This is a genomic window from Streptomyces sp. ISL-36 (genome assembly GCF_018614205.1).
Taxonomy (GTDB): Bacteria; Actinomycetota; Actinomycetes; order Streptomycetales; family Streptomycetaceae; genus Streptomyces.
In genome coordinates this window covers 1-23,542 of sequence record NZ_JAGGOS010000109.1, presented here as the reverse complement: position 1 = coordinate 23,542, position 23,542 = coordinate 1, and the positions used below count along the sequence as shown (strand labels likewise).

20 protein-coding genes are annotated in these 23,542 nt (G+C 73.4%); 14 read left to right on the top strand and 6 right to left on the bottom strand.

Annotated features, from left to right (window positions below; translation table 11 throughout):
- Window positions 1-188: 188 nt before the first annotated feature.
- The 4 genes from J7E93_RS26400 to J7E93_RS26385 all read left to right on the top strand — a co-directional run bounded on the left by J7E93_RS26400 (window position 189) and on the right by J7E93_RS26385 (window position 4,189).
- Entirely contained in the window at window positions 189-626 is a 438-nt protein-coding gene (locus J7E93_RS26400) for a DUF3995 domain-containing protein (RefSeq protein ID WP_251067121.1), read from the top strand.
- Window positions 613-1,116, top strand: a complete 504-nt coding sequence (locus J7E93_RS26395; RefSeq protein WP_215072451.1) for an RNA polymerase sigma factor — start codon at window positions 613-615, stop codon at window positions 1,114-1,116. The genes J7E93_RS26400 and J7E93_RS26395 overlap by 14 nt, the downstream gene beginning before the upstream one ends.
- Complete coding sequence (locus tag J7E93_RS26390; RefSeq protein WP_215072450.1) at window positions 1,113-1,556, top strand: hypothetical protein; 444 nt, start codon at window positions 1,113-1,115, stop codon at window positions 1,554-1,556. The genes J7E93_RS26395 and J7E93_RS26390 overlap by 4 nt, the downstream gene beginning before the upstream one ends.
- A 572-nt stretch (window positions 1,557-2,128) precedes the next feature.
- Window positions 2,129-4,189, top strand: a complete 2,061-nt coding sequence (locus tag J7E93_RS26385) for a SpoIIE family protein phosphatase (RefSeq protein ID WP_215072449.1) — start codon at window positions 2,129-2,131, stop codon at window positions 4,187-4,189.
- A 101-nt stretch (window positions 4,190-4,290) separates the two neighbouring features.
- On the opposite strand, the gene J7E93_RS26380 is transcribed toward J7E93_RS26385, so the two are convergent.
- Window positions 4,291-7,068, bottom strand: coding sequence for a SpoIIE family protein phosphatase/ATP-binding protein (locus J7E93_RS26380; RefSeq protein WP_215072448.1), 2,778 nt, complete (start codon window positions 7,066-7,068; stop codon window positions 4,291-4,293).
- A 247-nt stretch (window positions 7,069-7,315) separates the two neighbouring features.
- Between J7E93_RS26380 and J7E93_RS26375 the strand changes: the two genes are divergently transcribed.
- Both J7E93_RS26375 and J7E93_RS26370 read left to right on the top strand, forming a co-directional pair.
- Window positions 7,316-8,998: a DNA-3-methyladenine glycosylase 2 family protein gene (locus J7E93_RS26375; protein WP_215072447.1), complete on the top strand. Its 1,683-nt coding sequence runs from the start codon at window positions 7,316-7,318 to the stop codon at window positions 8,996-8,998.
- Between the two features lie 15 nt (window positions 8,999-9,013).
- Complete coding sequence (locus tag J7E93_RS26370) at window positions 9,014-9,514, top strand: methylated-DNA--[protein]-cysteine S-methyltransferase (protein ID WP_251067120.1); 501 nt, start codon at window positions 9,014-9,016, stop codon at window positions 9,512-9,514.
- Here the strand turns inward: J7E93_RS26370 and J7E93_RS26365 are convergent.
- Window positions 9,511-10,227 (bottom strand): Sir2 family NAD-dependent protein deacetylase, encoded by a 717-nt coding sequence (locus J7E93_RS26365; RefSeq protein ID WP_215072446.1) that lies wholly within the window; start codon window positions 10,225-10,227, stop codon window positions 9,511-9,513. The genes J7E93_RS26370 and J7E93_RS26365 overlap by 4 nt on opposite strands.
- Window positions 10,228-10,292: 65 nt before the next feature.
- On the opposite strand from J7E93_RS26365, the gene J7E93_RS26360 reads away from it, so the two are divergent.
- Window positions 10,293-10,499, top strand: coding sequence for a type II toxin-antitoxin system VapB family antitoxin (locus tag J7E93_RS26360; protein ID WP_215072445.1), 207 nt, complete (start codon window positions 10,293-10,295; stop codon window positions 10,497-10,499).
- A 223-nt stretch (window positions 10,500-10,722) separates the two neighbouring features.
- Here the strand turns inward: J7E93_RS26360 and J7E93_RS26355 are convergent, their stop codons facing one another.
- The 3 genes from J7E93_RS26355 to J7E93_RS26345 form a co-directional block, all read right to left on the bottom strand.
- Window positions 10,723-11,214 (bottom strand): NUDIX hydrolase, encoded by a 492-nt coding sequence (locus tag J7E93_RS26355; protein WP_215072444.1) that lies wholly within the window; start codon window positions 11,212-11,214, stop codon window positions 10,723-10,725.
- Entirely contained in the window at window positions 11,211-12,284 is a 1,074-nt protein-coding gene (locus J7E93_RS26350) for an ADP-ribosylglycohydrolase family protein (protein WP_215072443.1), read from the bottom strand. Before J7E93_RS26350 ends, J7E93_RS26355 begins: the two co-directional genes overlap by 4 nt.
- 254 nt (window positions 12,285-12,538) lie before the next feature.
- Entirely contained in the window at window positions 12,539-14,260 is a 1,722-nt protein-coding gene (locus J7E93_RS26345) for a BCCT family transporter (protein ID WP_215072442.1), read from the bottom strand.
- A gap of 111 nt (window positions 14,261-14,371) precedes the next feature.
- Between J7E93_RS26345 and J7E93_RS26340 the strand changes: the two genes are divergently transcribed.
- A complete protein-coding gene (locus tag J7E93_RS26340) occupies window positions 14,372-15,538 on the top strand; it encodes a glycerate kinase (RefSeq protein ID WP_215072441.1) in 1,167 nt (388 codons plus the stop codon).
- 158 nt (window positions 15,539-15,696) lie between these two features.
- Here the strand turns inward: J7E93_RS26340 and J7E93_RS26335 are convergent, their stop codons facing one another.
- Window positions 15,697-16,899 carry a CdaR family transcriptional regulator gene (locus tag J7E93_RS26335; RefSeq protein ID WP_215072440.1) on the bottom strand — a complete coding sequence of 401 codons (1,203 nt, stop codon included), beginning with the start codon at window positions 16,897-16,899 and terminating at the stop codon, window positions 15,697-15,699.
- Window positions 16,900-17,083: 184 nt separating this feature from the next.
- Here J7E93_RS26335 and J7E93_RS26330 point away from each other — a divergent pair, with 184 nt between their 5' ends.
- The 6 genes from J7E93_RS26330 (at window position 17,084) to J7E93_RS38150 (ending at window position 23,527) form a co-directional block, all read left to right on the top strand.
- Complete coding sequence (locus tag J7E93_RS26330) at window positions 17,084-17,920, top strand: ABC transporter ATP-binding protein (RefSeq protein ID WP_215072439.1); 837 nt, start codon at window positions 17,084-17,086, stop codon at window positions 17,918-17,920.
- Between the two features lie 245 nt (window positions 17,921-18,165).
- Complete coding sequence (locus J7E93_RS26325; protein ID WP_215072476.1) at window positions 18,166-18,906, top strand: ABC transporter ATP-binding protein; 741 nt, start codon at window positions 18,166-18,168, stop codon at window positions 18,904-18,906.
- Window positions 18,903-19,793 (top strand): branched-chain amino acid ABC transporter permease, encoded by an 891-nt coding sequence (locus J7E93_RS26320; RefSeq protein WP_215072438.1) that lies wholly within the window; start codon window positions 18,903-18,905, stop codon window positions 19,791-19,793. Before J7E93_RS26325 ends, J7E93_RS26320 begins: the two co-directional genes overlap by 4 nt.
- Complete coding sequence (locus J7E93_RS26315; RefSeq protein ID WP_215072437.1) at window positions 19,786-20,895, top strand: branched-chain amino acid ABC transporter permease; 1,110 nt, start codon at window positions 19,786-19,788, stop codon at window positions 20,893-20,895. Before J7E93_RS26320 ends, J7E93_RS26315 begins: the two co-directional genes overlap by 8 nt.
- The gene (locus tag J7E93_RS26310; RefSeq protein ID WP_215072436.1) at window positions 20,892-22,166 is read left to right on the top strand and encodes an ABC transporter substrate-binding protein; all 1,275 of its coding nucleotides are present in this window, start codon (window positions 20,892-20,894) and stop codon (window positions 22,164-22,166) included. Before J7E93_RS26315 ends, J7E93_RS26310 begins: the two co-directional genes overlap by 4 nt.
- Before the next feature lie 344 nt (window positions 22,167-22,510).
- Window positions 22,511-23,527 carry a GNAT family N-acetyltransferase gene (locus J7E93_RS38150; RefSeq protein ID WP_215072435.1) on the top strand — a complete coding sequence of 339 codons (1,017 nt, stop codon included), beginning with the start codon at window positions 22,511-22,513 and terminating at the stop codon, window positions 23,525-23,527.
- Window positions 23,528-23,542: the final 15 nt, after the last annotated feature.

Genomic DNA, 23,542 nt, shown 5'->3' with positions numbered 1-23,542 from the left:
CCGAACACCAACGCAGTCACCCGACCCGTGGGCCGCCGGTAAGTCCGGCCGGCTCCGTCCGAACTCGAGCGGACGGACCAGACCCGCGGGTCGTCTGCGTTTCCGGGACCCGCAGGCATTCGTGACCTGGATCACAGGGAACGTTCTGGCCTCCCGTCTCCTCCTTTGTGTGTCGGAGGAGGAGACACATGATCGTCATGGATGTCGAGGGACGGCGACGGACCGCCGCGGGATACGCCGTCGCCGCGCTGCTCGCGCTGCTCGCGCTGGTTCATCTCTACTGGGCCACCGGCGCCGCCTGGCCTGCCGCCGACGAGCGGGGGCTCTCGCTCGCCGTGCTCGGCAGTGTCGTGTCCTTCGGGCCCGTCGTCGTACTGCCGCTCGCCGCCCTCGAGGGCGGCGCTGCCGCCGCCGTCCTCGCGCGGGCGCGCGGGCGGGGCGGGAAGGTTCCGCGGCTGGTCACGGCGGCCGTCGCCGCCGGGATGCTGCTGCGGGGCGTCATCGGGGTGGTGTGGGTGGTCGTCGGCAAGGACGGGGCCGGGGACGTCTTCCCGTGGCTGAACGCGCTGCTCTACACGCCGCTGTGCTTCGGCTTCGGATGGGCGGCCGTCCGTGCCGCCCGTTGACCGGGGCGTCTCTCTCGTCCGGGCCGCCCGGCGCGGGGACACACTCGCGCTGCACGACCTGCTCGATCACCTCACCCCGTACATCTCCCGTATCTGCCGCCCCATCGCCCTCGACGACGGCCCGGACGCCACCCAGGAGGCACTGGTCGCCGTCTTCACTTCGCTGAAGTCCCTGCGCGAGCCGGACGCGCTGTACGGCTGGGTGCGCAGGATCGCCGTGCACGAGGCGGTACGGGTCGCCCGGCGCGCGGCCCGGGACCGGCCGGCCGAGCTGGCCGACGTACCGGAGCGGGGCGATCCGCAACTGGCCGCCGACATCGGGGACGTGCTGTCCCGGCTGTCCCCGCACCACCGGGCCGTCCTCGTGCTGCGGGACGTCGAAGGCCTCGACGAGGAGTCGGCGGCGGCCGTGCTCGGGGTCGCCCCCGGTACCGCGAAGTCCCGGCTGCACCGGGCCCGGCAGAGTTTCCGAAAGGCGTGGTCCGCATGACGGGGCAGACGATCGACAACGTGGGGCGGCTGCGGGTCATGGGCGCCGGCGTCCACGGCGCGCGGATCGTCGAGCGGGTGCTGCCGGCGTCCCTGGACGACGTGTGGGCGGTGATGGGGGACTTGGAGGGCGGTTTCGGGTCGTTCCAGCCCGACATGCGGTCCGTCCGCGTCGTCCGCGTCGAAGGCGACCGGGTCGAAGCCCTCGCCCGCAGCCGCTACGGCCTGCGGGCCCATCTCCGTGGGGTGCTGCGGCCCGGCTGGTGCTGGCTCCAGAGCCGGTTTCTGATCATCGGGATGGCCGCGACGGAGGAGGCCGGCGGCGGTACGCGCGTGGCGCTCACGGGGGGTGTACGCGTTCCGGGACGCCTCGCGCTCCTTCCCGGTGCGCGCCGGGAACTGGAAGTGGCGATGGAGCGCCTGGCGGAACGCGTCGGGTAGGGCATGGGGGCCGACGGCGGCCCTGCGTCCCTGGCTTGCCGGGCACGACCGGGCCCCCGCTCCGCTCCGGCATGGCCTGGGCCCGAACTCGGCTGTGGCCGCGTCCGGTGGACAGGGCGGTGGCCCGGCTGAGAGATCAGCCGGGCCACCGGGTGCGGATGGAGTCCGGTGGGGGCTATTCGGGGCCGTGCGCGTCGGGAACGGTTCCTCGGCGACAGCCCGGGCCCGAGCTGGCGTTGGTGCACTTGTCGACTCCGGGTCCACCGTTGTTGCTGTTGCTGTTGCCCCATGGCGCGCGCAGGACTCACCGCCGCCGATCGCCCACGAGACCGTACGGGCGACGGCGACGACGGCGGTGGGGGAGGTGCGGTTCGTGCTCTTCGACGAGCCGGCGTAACAGGCCTTCGCCGCGCGCCTTCGCCGCGCGCGTGCGGTGGCCGGGGCCGCCGACGGAGCGTGGGCCGCCCACGGGGGCACCCGGAACCGAACGGCCGTGCACGCTGAGCCCGGCATCGGCCCCTCGGCTAGGGTGATTGGGTAGGAAAGGCACCCCCCGGGGTTAGGTCGATGCGTTGGACACTTTTCAGTCGCCGAGCGAGACGCCGGAGCGACCGCCGGCCGCCGTCGGCTACGCGGGTGTACTGCGCGAACTGCTGCCGATCGCCCTGTGGCGGGAGGACGCCGACGGGCGGGTCGTCGAGTGGTCGCTCGCCGCCCAGGACCTGCTCGGCTACCGCCCCGAGGACCTGCTCGGCCGCCTCGCCACCCCCATTCTCGCCCCGGAGGGCAACCGGGAGCTCGCCGATCAGCTGACGCGGCGCGTCCAGTCGGGCGAGACCGTCGTCGGGACCCTCCCCGTACGGCACCGCGACGGCCACGACGTGACGATGGAGATGTGGATCGTCCCCGACGCCGACCCGCAGGGCCGGCCCGGCGCCATGCTCATCGCCGTGGAGACCTCCGAGGTCCTGCGCATGCGGGACTCGCTCGCCGCCCTGCAGAGCCTCTTCACCCAGTCACCCATCGGTCTCGGCACCCTCGGCCCCGACCTCAGGTTCCTCCGCGTCAACGACGCACTGGCCCGGATGAACGGCGTCTCGGCCGAGGAACACCTCGGCAAGCGGCTCACCGAGGTCGTCCCCGGCGTCAACGCCGTGGCGCTGGAGGCCACCATGCGGCAGGTCCTGGAGCGTGGCGAGGCCGTCGTCGACGTGCGCCGCACCGGCCGCACCCCGGCCGACCCCGACCACGACCGGACCTGGTCCTGCTCCTACGCCCCCCTGCTCGACGGATCCGGCCGCCGACTCGGTCTGATCGCCTCCCTCATCGACATCACCGAAGGCCAGCGGGCGCTGGTCGAGGCCGAACGGGCCCGCCGCCGCCTGGCCCTGCTCGCCGAGGCGAGCACCCGCATCGGCACCACCCTCGACCTGGCGCAGACCGCCGAGGAGGTCGTCCAGGTCCTCGTGCCGCAGCTCGCCGACTCGGCCGACGTGCAGATGCTCGAAGCCGTCCTCGAACCCGACGAGGCGGGTGCCTCCACCCAGGGCCTGCTGCGCCGGCTGGCGGCCGTCTTCCCCGACCCGTCCGCGCCCACCGCGCTGCTCGCCGCGGGACAGACCTTCCAGATCCCGCTCGGCACGGTGTACGAGCAGGTCATCACCGAAGGCCGGCCGATGAACCTCTACCAGGTCGACATCCCGGCCCTCTTCCCCGATCCCCGGGCCGGCGCGCTGCGGACCTATCTCGCCTCCAGCATCGGCTCGGCGCGCCTCGTCCCGCTCGTCGCCCGCGGCAAGGTGCTCGGCGCCGTCGCCGTCACCCGCGTCCGCGACCGCGAGCCGTTCGACGAGCAGGACAGCGTCCTCGTCGACGAACTGGTGGCGCGCGCCGCCCTGAACATCGACAACGCCCGCCTCTACACCACCCAGCGCGAGGCCGCGCTGACCCTCCAGCGCAGTCTGACCAACAGCGCCCTGCCCAAGGTCGCCGGTCTCGAACTCACCGGCCGCTACCTCCCCGCGAGCGACCACGACGTCGGCGGCGACTGGTTCGACGTCATCGCCCTGCCCGACGGCCGCACCGGGCTCGTCATCGGCGACGTCATGGGCCACGGCATCCACGCCGCGGCCGTCATGGGCCAGCTCCGTACGGCGGTACGGACCCTCGCCCGGCACGGTGTGCCGCCCGCCCAGCTGCTCCGCTCCCTCGACGCCGTCGTCGCCGACCTGGGCGAGGACGAGATGGCGACCTGCGTCTACGCCGTCCACGACCCGGCGTCAGACCGCGTGGCCATCGCGCGGGCCGGGCACCCGCCCCCGGCCGTGGCGACGGCCGACGGCGCCATCACCTTCCTGGAGGGCTCGCCCGGCACCCCGCTCGGCACCGGCGGCCAGGACTTCCGCACCGAGGAGCTGCGGCTGCCGCCGGGGAGTCTGCTCGTGCTCTACACCGACGGGCTCATCGAGGCGAGGGACCGGGACCTCGACGAGGGCATGAACCAGCTCGCCCAGGCGCTGCTCCACCTCGAACGGCCGCTGACCCAGCTCTGCGACGACATCCTCCAGCAGCTGCTGCCCTGCGCGCCGGCCGACGACGTGGCGGTGCTCCTGGCCCGTACGTCACTGAGGTGACGGACCTTCGTCGTCGGCACGTCATGCTCGGCACGTCATGCATGGCCTGGCGTCGTCGGCCCGCGTGGACGGCCGGACCGTCGGCCGACGAGCCGCGCGGTTCACCAGGCCAGGTTCTCCAGCGCGTCCAGGTCCGGCATCAGCCCGTCCATGGCCGCCGCCTCCGGCCTCCCTCCCGTGGTCAGCGCGAGTTCGGCCCAGATGACCTTGCCGCGCTCGGTGTAGCGGGTCCCCCAGCGTTCGGCGAACTGCGCGACGAGGAACAGCCCTCGGCCGCCCTCGTCGGTGGTCGCCGCGTACCGCAGATGCGGCGCCGTGCTGCTGCCGTCCGAGATCTCGCAGATGAGACGGCGGTCGCGCAGCAGACGCACCCGGATCGGCTCGGCGCCGTACCGGATGGCGTTGGTGATCAGCTCGCTGAGGATAAGTTCGGCGGTGAACGCGATGTCGTCCAGCTTCCACTCCGACAGCTGCGCGGCGCCCGCGTTGCGCAACCGGGAGACGGCGGACGGGTCGGCGGGTACGTCCCACTGCGCGATCCGCTCCGGCTCCAGACGCCGGGTGTCGGCGATGAGCAGGGCGATGTCGTCGTCCGGCGCGGGGACGAGCAGCGCCGTCAGGACGTCCGCGCAGGCCTCCTCCGGGCTGCGCCCGGGCCGGGCCAGCGCATCGCCGAGCAGGACGAGGCCGCTGTCGAACTCCCGGTCGCGGTCCTCCACGAGACCGTCCGTGAACAGCACCAGCCGACTGCCCTCCGCCAGACGCAGCTCGGTCGCCTCGAAAGGCATCCCGCCGACGCCCAGGGGGAGGCCGGCGGGCAACTCGGGGAACTCGACCCGGCCGTCGGGGTGCACGAGCGCCGGCCCGGGGTGCCCGGCGCGGGCGAGGACACAGCGGCCGTCCGCCGGGTCGTAGATGACGTAAAGGCAGGTCGCGCCGGTCATGCGGTCGCGTGGCTGGGCGCCCTCGCCCTCGATCGCGTCGGCCTCGCTCTCGTCGTCCCCGTCATCCGCCTCGGGCCGGTCGATCCGGTCGATCCGGTCGATGAGCTCGTCGAGATGGCCCAGGAGCTCGTCCGGGGGCAGGTCGAGGGTGGAGAAGTTGTGTACCGCCGTGCGCAGCCGGCCCATGGTGGCGGCGGCGTGCAGCCCGTGCCCGACGACATCGCCGACCACCAGCGCCACCCGGGCCCCCGGCAGCGGGATGACGTCGAACCAGTCGCCGCCCACACCCGCCTTCGCGGGCAGGTAGCGGAAGGCGACGTCGACGGCGGACAGCTCCGGCAGGGCCCGGGGGAGCAGGCTGCGCTGGAGCGTCACCGCCATGGTGTGCTCGCGGGTGAACCGGCGGGCGTTGTCGATGGAGACGGCCGCCCGCGCGGTCAGCTCCTCGGCGAAGGAGAGGTCCTCCTCCCCGAAGGGCTCGGGGGTGTCGGCCCGCCAGAAATTGGCCATGCCCAGCACGACCCCCCGGGCGAGCAGCGGGACGGACACGAGCGAGTGGAACCCGTACTCCAGGGCGGCCGTGGCGCCCTCGGGATCCTGGGCCCGCCAGCCCTCGGCCGTGTGCAGGTCCACCTCCCGCACCGCGTGACCGCTGTCGAGCGCCTGGGCCATCGGCGTGGTCGGCACCACGCACCGGATCGCGTCGCCGACCGGCTGCAGCGGATGGTCCTCGCGGGTCCCGGTCAGCGCCGTACGGCGCATCTCGGTGTACGCGCCCGACGGCTCCTCGCCCCGCAGCACCGGTTCGAGCAGCTCCACGGTCACGAAGTCGGCGAAGCGCGGTACGGCGACCTCCGTCAGCTCCTCGGCGGTGCGCACGATGTCCAGGGTGGTTCCGATCCGTACCCCCGCTTCGTACAGCAGCTGCAGCCGGCCCCTGGCGACCGCCGCCCGGCCGGTGAGCGTGGCGAGCTCGGTCGTGTCCCGCAGCGTCATCACGGTCCCGGTGGGCCGGCCCCGGTACGGCTCCGTGGGGCGTACGTTGACGGCGAGCAGCCGGTCGCCCGCCAGATGCACCTCGTCCGTCGCGACCCGTCCGGAGGCGAGCAGCGCCGCGGTGCCGGGGTCGAGCCCCAGCTCGGTGACGTGCCGCTGTTCGGCGTCGGGGGAGAGGTCGAGCAGGCGCCGGGCCTCGTCGTTGGCGAGCAGCAGCCGGCGGTCCGCGTCGATGATGAGCACACCCTCGCGTACCGCGTGCAGGACCGCCTCGTGGTGCTCGTTGATCCGGGTCATCTCCAGCGGGCCCAGGCCGTGGGTCTGCCGGCGCAGCCGCCGGCTCACCAGCGCCGCTCCGCCCACCGCCAGCAGCAGGGCGCCCGCCGCGGTGCCCAACAGCAACGGCAGCTGACCCTCGACCACATTGCCGACGTTCTCGATCTCGATACCGGTACCGACGAGACCGACGATGTCGCCGTCGTCGGTCCGTACCGGGACGATCGCCCGGACCGCGTCCGTCGGCTCACCGGTGAAGATCTCGGTGAAGGACTCGCCGGCCCTGGCCCGTGCGATGTCGCCGGTGGCGCGCTGCCCGATCAGCTCCGGCCGGGGGTCGGTGTAGCGGATCCCGTCGGGGGTCATCACAGCGAGGAAGTCGAGCCCCGAGGCCTGTCGCGCGGCCTCCGCCCGCTGCTGCAGTACGGCGGTGGGGTCGGGGGTCTTCAGGGCGTCCACGAGACCCGGCGCGTGGGCGAAGGCCTCGGCGGCGGCGAGCGAGCGCTGACGCGCCTCGCGCTCGCTGTCGAAACGGGTCTGCAGGATCAGGGCAAGCGCCCCCACGGACACCAGCAGCACCACGATGATCGCCTGCAGCGCGAACACCTGACCGGCGACGCTGCGCAGCCCCAGCCCCTTGGGCCGGCCGAGACGTCCGGTCATGGCGTGCTTCTCTGCGATTCGGCTGTCGTCACGGACTCGACTGTCACCCGTTCACTTCCTCGCTTCGCCGACGCGTCGGGGGATCCGCTCCTTCCATGCTGCTCCTGGTACGGCGGGATATCGAGGCGAGGTGGGCGACTGGTGACACGGGGTGTCCGCACAGAGTGGACCGAACACGCTGGATCGACCGGACGTCGATGTCGTTTTCTCGCCAGCCGCGCCGCGGCCGGTCGGCGACGATGGGTACATGCACACCGACACCGAGCGCTGCGTGCGGGCCGTCCGGTCGAAGGACGCCCGATTCGACGGGATGTTCTTCACCGCGGTCCTGACCACCGGGATCTACTGCCGTCCGAGCTGCCCGGTCGTGCCGCCCAAGGTCGAGAACATGGTGTTCCATCCCAGCGCGGCCTCCTGCCAGCGCGCCGGGTTCCGGGCCTGCAAGCGCTGCCGACCCGACACCAGCCCCGGCTCGCCGGAGTGGAACGTCCGGGCCGACGCCGTGGCCCGGGCCATGCGCCTCATCCAGGACGGTGTCGTCGACCGCGAGGGCGTCCCGGGGCTCGCCGCCCGGCTGGGCTGGTCCACCCGCCAGATCGAGCGTCAGCTCCTCGCGGAGCTCGGCGCCGGACCGCTCGCGCTGGCCCGCGCCCAGCGTGCGCAGACGGCCCGGCTGCTCATCGAGACGACGTCGATGCCCATGGCCGAGATCGCCTTCGCGGCCGGCTTCTCCTCGGTCCGCGCCTTCAACGACACCGTGCGCGAGGTCTTCGCCCTCGCCCCCGGTGAACTGCGCGCCCGGGCGGCACGGTCCTCGGCCACCGCCGCGACGGCCCGCACTCCCCGGACTCCCCGGACCGACCGGACCGAGGCGACCGCCCGAGCCGGCCGGACCGCGGAGACCGACGGGACCGACGGGATTCCCGGGACCGACGGGATTCCCGGGACCGACGGGATTCCCGGGACCGACGGGGCTCCCGGGACCGACGGGACCGACGGGACCGACCGGGCGTCCCGCCCCGACCGGTCCGCGCCGGGGACGCCCGGGGTGATCGCGCTCCGGCTGCCCTACCGCGCCCCCCTCAACCCCTCGAACCTCTTCGGCCACCTCGCCGCGACCGCCGTTCCCGGCGTGGAGGAGTGGCGCGACGGCGCCTACCGCCGGACGCTGACCCTTCCCCACGGGCACGGCATCGTCGCCCTCACCCCCCGCCCCGACCACATCGCCTGCCGCCTGTCCCTCACCGACCCGCGCGATCTCACCCTCGCCATCAGCCGCTGCCGCTGGATGCTCGACCTCGACGCCGATCCGGTCGCCGTCGACGAACAACTGCGGACCGATCCGCTGCTCGCCCCGCTGGTCGACCGGGCGCCGGGGCGGCGCGTCCCGAGAACCGTCGACGCCGCCGAGTTCGCCGTACGGGCCGTCCTCGGCCAGCAGGTCTCCACGGCCGCCGCCCGCACCCACGCCGCCCGCCTCGTCACCGCGCACGGCGTGCCGCTCGAGGACCCCGAAGGAGGCCTCACCCACCTCTTCCCGACCCCCGAGGCCCTGGCCGGCCTCGACCCCGAAGCCCTCGCACTGCCCCGCAGCCGCCGCGCCACCCTCCTCACCCTCGTCGAGGCGCTCGCCGACGGCTCCCTCAGCCTCGGACCGGGCGGCGACTGGGACGAGGCACGCGCCCGGCTCCTCGCCCTCCCCGGCTTCGGCCCCTGGACCACCGAGGTCATCGCCATGCGGGCGCTCGGCGACCCCGACGCCTTCCTCCCCGGCGACCTCGGCATCCGCCGAGCCGCCCAGGGCCTCGGGCTGCCCTCCACCCCCGCCGCCCTGACCGCCCGCGCGGCCCACTGGCGGCCCTGGCGCGCCTACGCCGTCCAGTACCTCTGGGCCACCGAGAGCCACCCGATCAACCACCTCCCCGCGTAAGGAAGTCACCGAGCCATGCCGACCGTCCAGCACATGGTCGTGGACAGTCCGTACGACGCGCTGACGCTGGTCGCCGTCGACGGCGTCCTCAGCCGCATCCACATGACAGACCAGCGCCACCGCCCGCCCGAGGAGACCTTCGGCGACCCCGACCCGCGCCCCTTCGGTGAGGTGATCCGCCAGCTCGACGCGTACTTCGCCGGTGAACTCACCACGTTCGACCTGCCGTTGAAGCTGATCGGTACGCCGTTCCAGCTGCGGGTGTGGGAGCAGCTGTGCCTGATCCCGTACGGCGAGACCCGCACCTACGGCGAACTGGCCGAAGCCCTCGGCAGCCCCGGCGCCTCCCGCGCGGTGGGTCTCGCCAACGGCAAGAACCCGGTCAGCATCGTCGTCCCCTGTCACCGGGTGATCGGCGCGAGCGGCTCTCTGACCGGGTACGGCGGCGGGCTCGGCCGCAAGCAGCGACTGCTCGCCTTCGAATCGGGCGCCGCCGCACCGGACGCGCTCTTCTAACCCAGCCGTTCCAGCAGCGCGGGCAGTGAACTCCCGATCGGCTCGCGGACGATCTCGTCGGCGAGTGCGTCGTACGGCGTGGGCTCGGCGTTCACGATGATCAGCCGGGCGCCGTGCTCGGCGGCGATCCCCGCCAGCGAGGCGGCGGGCTGGACCTGGAGGCTCGTACCCACGGCGAGGAACACCTCGGTGGCCTTGGCGATCCCCATCGCCTCCCCGAGCACGACGGGATCGAGCCGCTGCCCGAACATGACGGTGGCCGACTTGAGGACGCCCCCGCACGTCCGGCACTTCGGATCGTCCTCGCCGGCCTTCACCCGCTCCAGGGCGTCCGCCATCGACGAACGGGCATGGCACCCGGTGCACACCACCGACCGTGCCGAACCGTGGAGTTCGAGGACCTTGCGCTCCGGGACCCCGGCGATCTGGTGCAGCCCGTCGACGTTCTGGGTGATGACCCGGACCGGGTGGCCGCGCCGCTCGAACGCCGCGATGGCGCGGTGCGCCGCGTTCGGCTCGGCGCGCAGCACCGGCCCGTCGAGCCGCATCCGCCACGCCCTGCGCCGGATCTCCGGATCGGCCATGTAGTGCTCGTACGTCGCGAGCTTCTCGGCCTCCGGGTCGCGCGTCCACACTCCGTTGGGACCCCGGTAGTCGGGGATGCCGGAATCCGTGGAGATACCGGCGCCGGTGAGAATCGCGACCATGGTCATGAGAGCGAGCGTAGAACCCCGCCCGCGGCTCCCGCGAACGGAATTCCCGGTGCTACGTTCCCCGCATGGCCAAGGTGAACATCGCGCTCGACGCCGAACTCGTCGTGGAAGTCATGGTCCTCGCGGGTGTGGGCAACCCCCAGGACGCCGTCGAGGCGGTCGTCCGCGACTACATCGCCCGCGGCCACCGCACGGAGGCCCGCGTGGCCTCCCGCGACGAACCCCACCGCACGGGCGAGGGCCTCACCCCGCCGGAGCCGTCGCAGGGCTGACCTCCTGACGGCACGAGCACATCCACCTCGCGTGCGGGCCGCGTCGGGAAGCCGGCCGACGCGGTGGCCGCCGCAGACGCGGCGGATCGGATCCGGTACAGCCGCCGGTGGAGCCCGGTCGAGCGAGAGCGGCGGGCGAGGAGGCCCTCTGGCCGCCCGAGCCGGCGGAGCTCCCGGCGGCCGTACGTTCCACCGGCCCGCCCTCCGAGTCACCGGCCCTTGCTCAGCGCGGCGGTCGACCGTTCTCCAGCTCCGCCGGGCCACGGCCGTCCGCCAGCGCGTCCAGCGCCGCCAGGACCCGCGGGCCCAGGCTGCCGAGCAGATAGGTGGTGACCTCCTCGCGGTCGATCAGCTTCCAGGAGACCAGCTCCTCCTCCTGGAGGCGGATCGCCGCGAGCTGCGCGTCGGTCAGCACCCCGCCGTCGTACACGTACGCCACGATCGGCGGCCGAGCCGTCCCGTGCGCCCAGTCGAGCGCGAGGAGCGCGCCGGGCTCCACGTCCAGGCCGATCTCCTCCGCCGTCTCCCGCCGGGCCGCCTGCCGGGGCGTCTCACCCGTGTCGGACTCGATCGTGCCGCCGGGCAGCACCCAGCCCTCACGGTAGTTCGGCTCGACGATCAGGACGCGGCCCGTCCCGTCCCGGAAGAGCACCGCGGCCCCCGCCAGGACGCGCGGGAGACTCGCGATGTACGTGGCGTAGTCGGTCGTCGTCATGCCGCCAGGGTAGCCAGCCGCAGCGTCCGCTCGGCCAGCTCGGTGATCCGTACCCCGTCGAAACCGAACACCGCGCTGCGCACCCGGTCCCGCAGCGGCTCCGACCACTGCGGCGGGATCGCCGCCGCCCCGCACAGCACCCCGGCCACCGAGCCCGCCGTCGCGCCGTTGGAGTCTGTGTCCAGGCCGCCGCGCACCGTCAGGGCGATCGTGGCGGTGAAGTCGCCCTCGCCGTAGAGCACTCCCGCCGCCAGGACGGCCGCGTTGGGGACGGTGTGGATCCAGCCGAGGCCGTCCGTGCGCTCCGCGAGCTCGGCGAGGGCGTCGGACCACTCCACGCCCGATTCGTACAGGGCGATCGTGTGCCGCACCGTGCGGGCGAGGCGGCTGCTCGCGGGGATCCGTTCGAGGGCGGCCTCCAGGGCGGCCTGTGGGGTCGGCGCCGTGAAGGCGGCGGCGATCAGCGCGGCCGCCCACATCGCTCCGTACACCCCGTTGCCGGTGTGGGACAGCACCGCGTCCCGCCGGGCGAGCGAGGCCGCCCGGCGCGGGTCGCCGGGGGAGGTCCAGCCGTAGACGTCGGCCCGGATCAGGGCGCCGATCCACTCCTGGTACGGGTTGTCGAAGGTGGCGGTGAGCGGGGGTTTGAGGCCGTTGGTGAGATTGCGGTAGGCGGTCCGCTCGGCGGTGAAGGTCTGCAGATAGGGGAGGCGGAGCAACCAGTGCTCGCCGACCTGTTCGGTGGTGAAGGCGAAGCCGCGGGTCTCGAGCAGGTGCAGCCCGAGGATCGAGTAGTCGACGTCGTCGTCCCGGCAGCTCCCGTGGATGCGGCCGCGGACGCACTGCGGCCACTCGGGCCGCAGCTCGAACTCCTCGGCCGGGGCGTCGGCGGGCGGCGGCGGGAGGTAGTCGGTGAGCGGGAGCGCGTCCGTCAGGCGCAGATACCGGTCGATGCGCTCGGGGGTCCAGTGGTCGCCGCGTTCGACGGGCTTGCCGAGCATGTTGCCCGCGATCCGGCCCGTCCAGCCGCCGAGGATGCGGTCGGCGAGTTCACCGTGGTTGAGCGCCATACGTCCGGTCTACCGAACCGGGGACTCCACCGCGCGCCGAAGGGACCCGAGTGGCGGCCGGCCTTCGACCCGGACCTCGACCCGGACCTCGCCTCGCACCTCGACCGGACCTCGCCTCGCACCTCGACCGGACCTCGGCTCGGACCGCGACCCGGACCTCGACCCGGGCCTCGACCCGGCTCCTCGCCTCGCACCTCGCCTCGCACCTCGACCGGACCGCGACCCGGACCTCGACCCGGCTCCTCGCCCGGCGCTCAGCCCCCTCCCCGGCCGTCCTCGTCCGTCCTGCCGTCCGTGTCCGTGTCCGTCCCCGTCCCCGTCTCCGTCTCCGTCCGGGATCTCGCCGCACGCCGCAGGCGGTGGTGGCGGGACGCGCCCTGTTCCGTCATCGCCTCCCCGACCATCGCCAGGACCGCGTCCCGTACGCCGTGCAGCGCGTGGTGACGGGCCGGACCGGCACCCGGGTCCTCCCGGAGCTCCTTCAGGAGCGCCCAGCACAGCCCCAGCATCACGATCACGAACGGCAGCGCGACCAGGATCGTCGCCGTCTGCAGCGAGTTCAGCCCGCCCGCCAGCAGCAGGACCGCCGCGACCGCGGCCATGAGGATCCCCCAGGTCACCACCAGCCACGTCGGCGGATGGAGCGAGCCGCGGCTCGACAGCGACCCCATCACCAGCGACGCGGAGTCGGCGCTGGTGATGAAGTACGTCATCACCAGGACCATCGCGAGCACCGACGTCACCGTGCCGATCGGCAGCGCGTCCAACATCGCGAAGAGCGAGGCCTCCGCCCCGTCCTTCACCGCGCCGGCCAGATCCGCCGCACCCGTCGACTCCAGTCGGATCGCCGTTCCGCCCATCACGCAGAACCAGACGACGGTGGCGCCGGAGGGGACGAGGAGCACCCCGATCAGGAACTCCCGGATCGTGCGGCCGCGCGAGATCCGGGCGATGAAGGTCCCGACGAAGGGAGCCCAGGACAGCCACCACGCCCAGTAGAAGATCGTCCACGTGCCCAGCCACTCCGGGTCCGAGAAGGCGCCGGTCCGGCTCGCCATCGGCAGGAGCTGGTGGAGATAGCCGCCGACGGACGCGGGGAGGGTGTCCAGGATGTAGACCGTCGGTCCGAGCAGGAAGACGAACTGCACCAGACACGCGGCGAGGACGATATTGATCGTCGAGAGCCACTTGACGCCCTTGTGCAGCCCGGAGAACGCCGACAGGACGAACGCGGCCGAGAGCGACGCGATGACGATCAGCTGGGTCGCGGTGGAGTCCTCGACGTCCATCGTCAGATTCAGGCCCTTGGTGACCTGCAGGGCGCCGACCCCGAGGCTCGTCGCGGTGCCGAAGACCGTGGCGAAGACGGCCAGCAGATCGATGGCCGTGCCCTGCCACCCGGCCGCCCGACGCGCGCCGATCAACGGCACGAAGGCCGAGCTGAGCCGGCTGCCACGGCCCTTGCGGAAGCCCGCGTACGCGAGGGAGAGCCCCGCGATGCCGTAGATGGCCCAAGGGGTGAGGGTCCAGTGGAAGAAGGAGTACTCCATGGCCGTACGGGCGGCCGAACCCGTTCCCGCCTCGGCGCCGGTCGCCGGGGGCGGCGAGAGGTAGTGCTGGAGGGGCTCGCCGACCCCGTAGAACATCAGGCCGATCCCCATGCCCGCGCTGAACATCATCGCGATCCAGGCGAGGTTGGTGAACTCGGGCTCGGAGTCGTCGGCGCCCAGCCGGATCCGGCCGAAGCGGCTGGACGCGATCACCACGCACAGGACGAGGAAGATGTCGGCGGCGATCACGAACAGCCAGGCGAAGTCGCCAAGGACCCAGTCCAGGGCGGAGGACGAGGCCCTGTCGAAGGAGTCCCCGGCCAATGCCGCCCAGGCCACCACCGCCACCACGGCCGCGATACCGATGCCGACGACCTTCGGATCGGGGGAGGCGTCATCGGTTTGATCGATCGGTTCCTCGCGCATGTGGCCCACTATCGTGCGGAATATCGCCTTATCAGGGGGTGGCACGCCGTCTGGCGGTGCGGATAAGGTCGGCCTCGGCGCGACTGCCTGTTCGAAAGCAAGGGATGCAAGGTGACGGACGGAGCAGTAACTGAGGTCGCACACGGGCGAGCACGCGTGCTCGTCGCGGCCGACAAGTTCAAGGGTTCGCTCACGGCCGTACAGGTCGCGGAGCGGGTCACAGCAGGACTGCGACGGGTCGTCCCGGAGCTGGAGGTCGAGACGCTGCCCGTCGCGGACGGCGGCGACGGTACGGTCGCGGCCGCGGTGGCCGCCGGTTTCGAGCGCCGTGAGGTACGGGTGACCGGGCCGCTCGGCGAGCCGGTGACGGCGGCGTTCGCGCTGCGCGACACGACGGCCGTCGTGGAGATGGCGGAGGCCTCCGGCCTCCAGCTGCTGCCCGCGGGCGTCTTCGCGCCGCTCACCTCGACGACGTACGGCTCGGGCGAGCTGCTGCGGGCCGCACTGGACGCGGGCGCGACGACGATCGTCTTCGGCGTCGGCGGCAGCGCGACCACGGACGGCGGCGCCGGCATGCTGGCCGCGCTGGGCGCGGTCTTCCTCGACGCGGCGGGCGAGCCGGTCGGCCCGGGCGGCGCGCCGCTCGCCTCGCTGGCCACCGCCGACCTCTCCGGGCTCGACCCCCGGTTCGCCTCCGTCGACCTGATCCTCGCGAGCGACGTCGACAACCCGCTGACCGGTCCGAAGGGCGCCCCGGCGGTCTACGGTCCGCAGAAGGGCGCCTCGCCCGAGGACGTCGAGACCCTGGACGCGGCGCTCTCGCACTTCGTCACCGTCCTCGAGAAGGCCATCGGACCCAAGGCCTCCGAGTGCGCGGTCGCTCCGGGCGCGGGCGGCGCGGGCGGCATCGGCTACGGCGCGCTGGTCGGCCTCGACGCGAGCTTCCGCCCCGGCATCGAGCTGATGCTGGACGTCCTCGGCTTCGCCCCGGCGCTGGAGCGGGCCACCCTGGTCATCACCGGCGAGGGCTCCCTCGACGAGCAGACCCTCCACGGCAAGGCCCCCGCGGGCGTCGCCGCGGCGGCCCGAGCGGCCGGCAAGGAGGTCGTCGCGGTCTGCGGCCGTCTGGCCCTGGCCCCCGAGACGCTGGGCGCGGCCGGCATCCGCCGCGCCTACCCGCTCACCGACCTCGAACCGGACACGGCGAAGTGCATCGCGAACGCGGGCCCGCTGCTCGAACAGGTCGCGGCGAACATCGCCCGTGACTTCTTGGCGTAGGACCCGGGAGGCGTAGCCGGCGGCCCCAAAGCCATTGTCGGGGTGTCCGGCGTCCCCGGGTGCCCCGGCCCTCCGGCGGCGGAAACTCGCCGCCCCGGGGCCGGGATCCGGGGCCAGGGCCGGGACCGGGGCCGGGGCGGCGGCCCAGCCCCGGTTCGCTACGCCGCCGGCGCCGTCAGGCGGAACGCGTCCAGAGCGAGAGTCATCTCCGTCAGGTCCCGGGGCCGGGACAGGGACCGTGACGTCAGCTGTTCCAGGCGGCGCAGGCGGTTGAAGACCGTGTTGCGGTGGCAGTACAGGCGGCCCGCCGCCCGTCCCGCCGAGCCCTCGCAGTCGAGCCACACGTCGAGGGTCTCCAGCAGGATCGCCCGGTCCGCCGGGTCCAGTTCCAGCAGACCGCCCAGCACGTCCGCGACCAGCAGACCGGCCAGCTCCGGCTGGCCCACCACCAGCGCGCCCGCCATCCGCCGGTCCAGCCGGACGATCTGCTGGGACTCCGGAGGGCAGGTGCGCAGCGCCAGCTCGGCCAGGTGCCGGGCGCGGCCGAGCTCCGAGAGGCCGGTGACCACCGGACTGATCCCGCCGGGACCCGGGCAGCGGCCCTCCAGAAGCTCCGACAGCGCGTCCAGGCCCGTGCCCTCCGTCAGCGAGACCACGCCGATCTCGCAGTCCGCCCGCATCCGCCAGAGGAACCGCACCCCGGCCCCCTGCACCCGCCGGTGGAACGGCTCCGGGATCTCCCGCCGGTCGTAGCGCAGCACCACCACCGCGTACCGCCCGTGCTCCGGCAGGTCCAGGCCCGCCGCCGCCCGCGAGGTCACCTCCGGTGAGCGCTGCCCCTGGAGCAGGGCGTCGAGCAGCGCCTGCAGCTGCTCGTCCGTGCGCCGCCGCAGCTCGAGCTCCGTCGCCCGGTACGCCTCCGAGGCCGTGTCCGCCTGCGCGTCGACCGCCGACCACACCATCGTCGCGGCCTGCGTCAGCGCGGCCATCCGCGGCGGGAACGCGGACGCGTCCTCGATCAGCGCGTCCCACACCAGATGGCCGGCGTGCCGGTACGCGTGCACCACCAGCTCCAGCGGCATGCCCTGCTCGGCCCGCCGCCGTCCCATCTCGTCCGCGTGCTCCAGGTCCCGCCGGGGCGAGTCCCGGGGTGCCGAGATCATCTCGATCCCGATCCGCATCGCCTCGTGGGCCTCCTGCCAGTGCTGGTCGTACGGCACGATCCGGGCGTACGCCGGCTCGTACTCGTGCAGCTCCCTCAGATGTTCGTCCACCAGCTCCGGCAGCCGCTCCAGAAGCGCCGTGCATGCCTCTGCCAACAGTTTCCAGTCGTCGCCGGTCCGCGGTCTGCGCCGTCCCATGCCCGGAGGATGCCACCCCTGCGCCCGTTCCGACAGGCCCCTGACACGCAGTGTTGTGCGCGTGCACAACCCGCCGCCGCGCCCGATGGTCACCGGCAGCGTTTCGGCCGCCGAACGTGGACGGGCGGCCCGAGCGGTGCTGGGGTGAGCGCCACTGAACGGGGCAATCGGTGGAAGGGGAACCATGGGAGGTACCGCACTCGCACTCGAGGTGGCGGACCTGTCGGCGGGGTACGGACCGGTGCGTGCACTGCGGCACGTCTCGCTCGACGTGCCGGAGGGCGCCGTCGTCACGGTGCTCGGCGGCAACGGCGCGGGAAAGTCCACACTGCTGCGGGCCGTCTCGCGCACCCTGTCGTTCCACGGCGGGACCGTCACCTCCGGCACGGTGACCTTCGGCGGCCGGGCGCTCGGCGGGCTCGCCCCCGACCGGGTCGTCGCCGCCGGGGTCTCCCAGGTGCCGGAGGGCCGCCAGGTCTTCGCCCGGATGACGGTCGAGGACAACCTGCGTGCCGGAGCGCTCGGGGCCCGCGGCGAACGCGGCGCCCGTGGTGACCGTGCCACGAAGGCGGCGGCCCTGAAGCGGGTCCACGAACTCTTCCCGGTCCTGGCCGACCGCGCCCACCAGCGCGCCGGGCTGCTGTCCGGCGGCGAACAGCAGATGCTCGCCGTCGGCCGCGCGCTGATGGCCTCGCCGAAGCTGCTGCTCCTCGACGAGCCCTCGCTCGGCCTCGCGCCGCTGATGGCCGCCCGGATCGCCGACACGATCCGCGAGATCAACGCCCAGGGCACGGCGGTGCTGCTCGTCGAGCAGAACGCGGCGCTCGCCCTGCGGCTCGCCTCCCGGGCGTACGTCCTGGAGGTCGGCGAGGTCACGCTCTCCGGACCGGCCGCCGAACTCGCCGCATCCGACGAGGTACGCCGCCGCTATCTGGGCGTCGTGGACGAGGACGCCGCCGCCGACGCGGCGGGCGCCGCCACGGCCCACCCCGTGCTGTCCCGCTGGGAGGACGCCCGATGAGCGAGACCCCGCCCCCCGACGAGACCGGCACCCCGTACGGGACGACCGGCCCCCCGACCGGAGCGGCCGGCGAGACCGGCACCACGGCCGGAGCGGCCGGCGAGACCGGCACCACGGCCGGCGCGACCGGCGAGACCGGCACCCCGACCGGCGAGACCGGCACCCCGACCGGCGACCGGTCGTCCCGTACGGGTGCGGGCACCGCCCACGCGCCCGTCCCCGCCCTCCACGTCGACGACGTCACCGTGAGGTTCGCCGGGCTCACCGCCCTCGACTCCATCGGTTTCACCGTCCGCCCCGGCACCGTCCACGCCGTCATCGGCCCCAACGGAGCCGGCAAGTCCACCTGCTTCAACGTGCTCTCCGGGGTCTACAAGGCCACCTCCGGCTCGGTCCGCTTCGGCGAGCACGAGCTCACCGGACTGCCCCCGCACAAGATCGCCGACCTCGGGGTCGCCCGGATCTTCCAGAACCTCGCGCTGCCGCCCCGCGCCACCGTCGAGGACAGCCTGATGCTCGGCCGTCACCGGCTCACCAGGACCGGCTTCCTCGCCGCCGGACTCCGGCTGCCCTCCGCCTCCCGCGAGGACGCCCGCCACCGCGCCCGCGTCCGCGAGATCGCCTCGTTCGTCGGCCTCGAGAAGCAGCTGGGACAGCCCGCGGGCTCCCTCCCGTACGGGCAGCAGAAGCTCGCCGAACTGGCCCGCGCCCTCTGCATGGAGCCCAGGCTCCTCCTCCTCGACGAGCCCGTCGCCGGCATGACCGCCGACGAGCGGCGCCGTACGGCCGCCGTCATCGCCGGCGTACGCGACAGCCTCGGGATCTCCATCGTCCTCGTCGAGCACGACATGGGGGTGGTGATGCGGCTCGCCGACTCCGTCACCGTCCTCGACTTCGGCCGTCGCATCGCCGACGGCGCCCCCGCAGACGTACAGAACGACCCGGCGGTCGTCCGCGCCTATCTCGGAGAGGAGACCGCCGAGTGACCACGTTCGCCGAACTCCTGCTCAACGGTGTCTCGTTGGGCTCCATCTACGCCCTCATCGCCCTCGGCTTCGTGGTGATCTTCCGCGCCACCGAGGTCGTCAACTTCGCCCACGCCTCGCTCCTCCTGGCCGGCGGCTACTTCACCGCCGTCCTGCACGACGAGATCGGCTTCTGGCCGGCCCTGCTCGCCGGCATCGCCGGCGCGGCCCTGGTCGGCGCGGCCATCGAGTTCCTCGTCATGCGCCGCTACCGGGGCTCGGACCACAGCGTCCTCGCCATCGTCACCATCGGCGTCGACATCCTGCTCGCCACCGAACTGACCCGCCGCATCGGCACCGACATCCTCTCGCTCGGCGACCCGTGGGGCGACGCCGTCGTCACCCTCGGCCCGGTCTCCATCGCCCAGACCCGGATCGCCGCCTTCCTCGCCGCGGCCCTGCTCATCACCGCGTTCCTGTTGGCCTTCCGCCACACCTCATGGGGCGTCGCCATGCGCGCCGCCGCCGAGAACCAGGAGACCGCGGCCCTCATGGGCATCCGCCTCGGCCGGGTCTCGATCGGCGCCTGGGCCGTGGCCGGCGGGCTCGCCGCCGTCGCCGCGCTCTTCCTGACCGTCTTCCCGACCCCCGGTCTGGAGCGCTCCACCTCGCTCGCCGCGATGAAGGCCTTCCCGGCCGCGATCCTCGGCGGCCTGGATTCCACCACCGGCGCCCTCGTCGGCGGACTCCTGGTCGGGGTCACCGAGTCCCTCGCCACCGGCTACCAGGGCGACCTGACCTTCCTCGGCCGGGGGATCGGCGACCTCGCGCCGTACCTGGTGATGGTCGCGGTCCTGCTGATCCGCCCGGCAGGACTCTTCGGCACGAAGGAGCTGGCCCGTGTCTGATCTCCTCGCCCGGCCCGTCGCCGCACGCGCCGCCCTCATCCGGCCCCGCACCTGGGTCTGGGCCGTCGCCGGCGTCGTCCTCGCCGCCTTCCCGTTCTACCTGGACCGTTTCTGGCTCCAGGCCGGGCTGTTCGCGATGGCCGCCGCCATCGGCGCCATCGGCATCAACCTGCTGACCGGCGCCACCGGCCAGCTCTCCATGGGTCACGCCTTCTTCCTCGCCGTCGGCGCCTACGGCTACTGCGCCTTCGCCGGCGACGGCGCCGACGGCCTCACCGGCCTCGGCCTGCCGGGCTGGCTCGCCGCCGTCCTGGCCGTCGCCCTCGCGGGTCTGGCCGGCGGCGTGTTCTCCCCGATCGCGGGCCGGCTGCGGGGCGCGTACCTCGGCATCGCGACCCTCGCGCTGATCTTCATCGGCCAGCACGTCCTCTTCAACGCGCACGATCTCACCGGCGGCTTCAACGGCCGGGCGGTACCGCCGCTCAGCCTCTTCGGGATCACCTTTGACGACCACGAACTCCTCGTCGCCCAGATCCCGTTCGGCTCGGCCGAGAAGCTCTGGTACCTCGGGCTCGTCCTTCTCCTCGCGGGCGCGCTGTTCGCCCGCGGGGTGCTCCGCGGCCGCCCCGGCCGCGCCATGAACGCCATCCGGGACCACCGGATCGCCGCGGGCGTCATGGGTATCCCCGTGGCCCGCTACCGCGCCGCCGTCTTCGTCCTGTCATCCATGTACGCGGGGCTGGCCGGCGTCCTGCTCGCGCTGGTCTTCCAGCGAACCGTGCCGGAGTACTTCGGCATGATGCTCTCCCTCGAATACCTCGCCATGATCGTCATCGGCGGTCTCGGCTCGGTCGCCGGCGCGGTCGTCGGAGGCGTCTTCGTCTCCCTGCTCCCGCAGCTCCTCAACCGGTACAGCGATGTGCTTCCCCTGGTCTCCGCCCCCGGGACGGGCGGGATCGCACCGGGGGAGGCCTCGCGCTATCTCTACGGCGCCGCCGTCGTCGCGGTGGTGCTCTTCCTGCCCGGAGGCCTGGTCCGGCCGGCCGCCCGGAAAACCAAGCGAACCGCCCAACCCTCGCACTCCTCTGGGGAGGAACGATGATCCACCGACGACAGGCGTCCAGAGGCCTGGCCGCCGCGCTCGCCACCCTGGTCGTCCTGACCGCCGCCGGCTGCAGCTCCAAGGCCAAGGGCGGAGACGCGACCGGCACCGACGCCGGCGGCGTGAAGTCCGGCACGGGCGTCACCGACAAGACGATCGCCGTCGGCGCGCTCACCGACATGACCGGTGTGTACGCCACGCTCGGCAAGAGCGTCACGCAGGCGCAGCAGCTGTACGTGAAGCAGGTGAACGCGGCCGGCGGGATCTGCGGCCGTCAGCTGGAACTGACCGTCCGTGACCACGGCTACGACCCGCAGAAGGCGCTGTCCGCCTACACCGAGCTGGAGCCGAAGGTCGTCGGCTACGCCCAGTTCATCGGCTCCCCGTTCGTCGCCGCCGTCAAGCAGCGCGTCGACGGCCAGGACAAGGGCGTCGTGCTGCCGCAGGCCTGGTCGGCCTCGCTGCTCGGCTCCCCGTACATCCGGGTCCTCGGGGCGACCTACGACGTCGAGACGATCAACGCCGTCGATTTCCTGGTCACCGAGAAGGGCCTGAAGGCGGGCGACAAGCTCGGCCATGTCTACTTCGAGGGCGACTACGGCGAGAACGCGCTCGCCGGCTCGAAGTACGCCGCAGGGAAGGCGGGGCTCACGGTCGTGGAGCAGAAGATCAAGCCGACCGACAACGACATGTCGGCGCAGGTCGCGGCGCTCAAGCAGGCGGGCGTCAAGGCGATCGTGATCAGCGCGGGCCCGCGCCAGGCCGCCTCGCTGGTCGGTGTCGCGGCGGCGACCAAGCTCCAGGTGCCGGTCGTCGGCAACAACTCGGCGTTCGCCCCGCAGCTGCTCGGCACCCAGGCCGGCCCCGCCCTGGAGAAGATGTACTGGTTCGCCTCCCCGAGCCTTCCGATCGGCGCGGACACCCCGGTCGCCAAGAAGCTCGTCGCCGACTACAAGGCCGCCTACCCGGGCGACAGCCTCGACAACGGCATCGTCGCCGGCTGGACCGCGGCGAGCGTCTTCGGAGAGGCCCTGAAGAAGGCCTGCGCAGCCAAGGACCTCACCCGCGAGGGTGTCGACAAGGCGCTCCTGACGCTCAACAGCTATGACGCGGGCTTCGGCATGAAGCACGACTTCAGCGACCCGAAGGCCCCGTCGTCCCGCGAGTCCGTCATCCTGCAGCCGGACAAGACGGTCCCCGGCGGGATGCGGACGGTCCGTGAGCCGTTCGTCTCGGACGCGGCGAAGAGCTTCACCCCGAAGGCGGGCTGACCCGGGCGCACCACGCATCGTCCCGCCGCGCGGCTCGCGCGGCGGGACGACGGCGTGTCCGACGACGCCCCCGCGTCGGCGCCCGCACAGCCGCTGCGCGCCGGGCCGGGTTCACCCCTCCAGGGCGTCGGCCCGGACGCCCTGCGCGCCGGCGTCGCGGATCCGCCGGACCCCTTCCGCCGAGCGGGATGGGCCGGTCACCCGGTGCCCGGCGTCGAGAAGGAGCGGCAAGGAGGCGCCGGCCGATCGCGCCCGTGGCGCCCGCGACGCATACACGCATGTGATCATCGTCGGCATGGGCATGTCGTCATCCGAAGGAAACAACGGAGTGTGAGGCTCGGGCCATGAACGACTTCGTCACCGTCCGGCCCGCCGTCCTCGGCGACCCCCGGATCCCCGCCCTCGTCGCCGCCTACCACCTGAGCACGGAGGCCGAGAAGGGCGCTCCCGCCGACTCGCCCGCCGAGCTGCCGTCCGCCTACCGCGCCGAGGTGCTCGACCCGGAGGCCGCCTTCGCGGGCGACACCGTCCTGTTGGCCGTGGACGGGGAGGACACGGCGGCCGGCGTGGTGGTCCTGACCGCGCCGCGCGCCCACGGCGCACCGGAGATCAAGCGCCTCTGGGTCGACCCCGCGGCCCGGGGCCGCGGCGCGGCCGCCGCGCTGATGGACGGGGCCCTGCGGCATGCCGAGGCGGCCGGAGCCCGCTCCGTACGCCTCTCGGTCTGGCTCTGGCGGGAGCACGCCCTCGCGCTCTACCGCCGGCTCGGTTTCGAGACGGTCCACCCCTGGGACGACCGCCCCGGTCTGCTCTGCCTGGAGAAGGTCCTGGACCCCACGTCGAGCGTCGAGCGGCTCGACCCCGCGCGGATCCGCGCCCACGCCGCCGACGGCCTCGCCGCCCTCCTCGTGGACGCCGTCGACGGGGGAGCCTCCCTCGGCTTCCTGGCGCCCCTCGACCCCGCAGAGGCCGCGTCCTGGTGGCGCGAGGTCGCCGACGAGGCCGAGCGGGGCGTACGGGAGGTGTGGGCGGCGTACGGCACCGGCGGTGAGATCCTCGGCGCGGTCACCCTCGTCCGTACGGACAAGCCGAACGGCCGCCACCGCGGAGAGATCGCCCGCCTGATCGTCCACCGCGCCGCGCGCGGCCAGGGCCTCGGCGCCCGCCTCCTCGCCACGGCGGAGTCCCACGCGGCGGCCCAGGGCCTCACCCTGCTGATCCTGGACACCCAGACCGACAGCCCCGCCGAGGGCCTCTACCGCAAGGCGGGCTGGACACCGGCCGGGACCATCCCGGACTTCGCCGCGGACCCCATGGGCACCCTGCGCCCCACGACGCTCTACTACAAGCGGCTGCCCTAGGTGTATTGCCCCGGG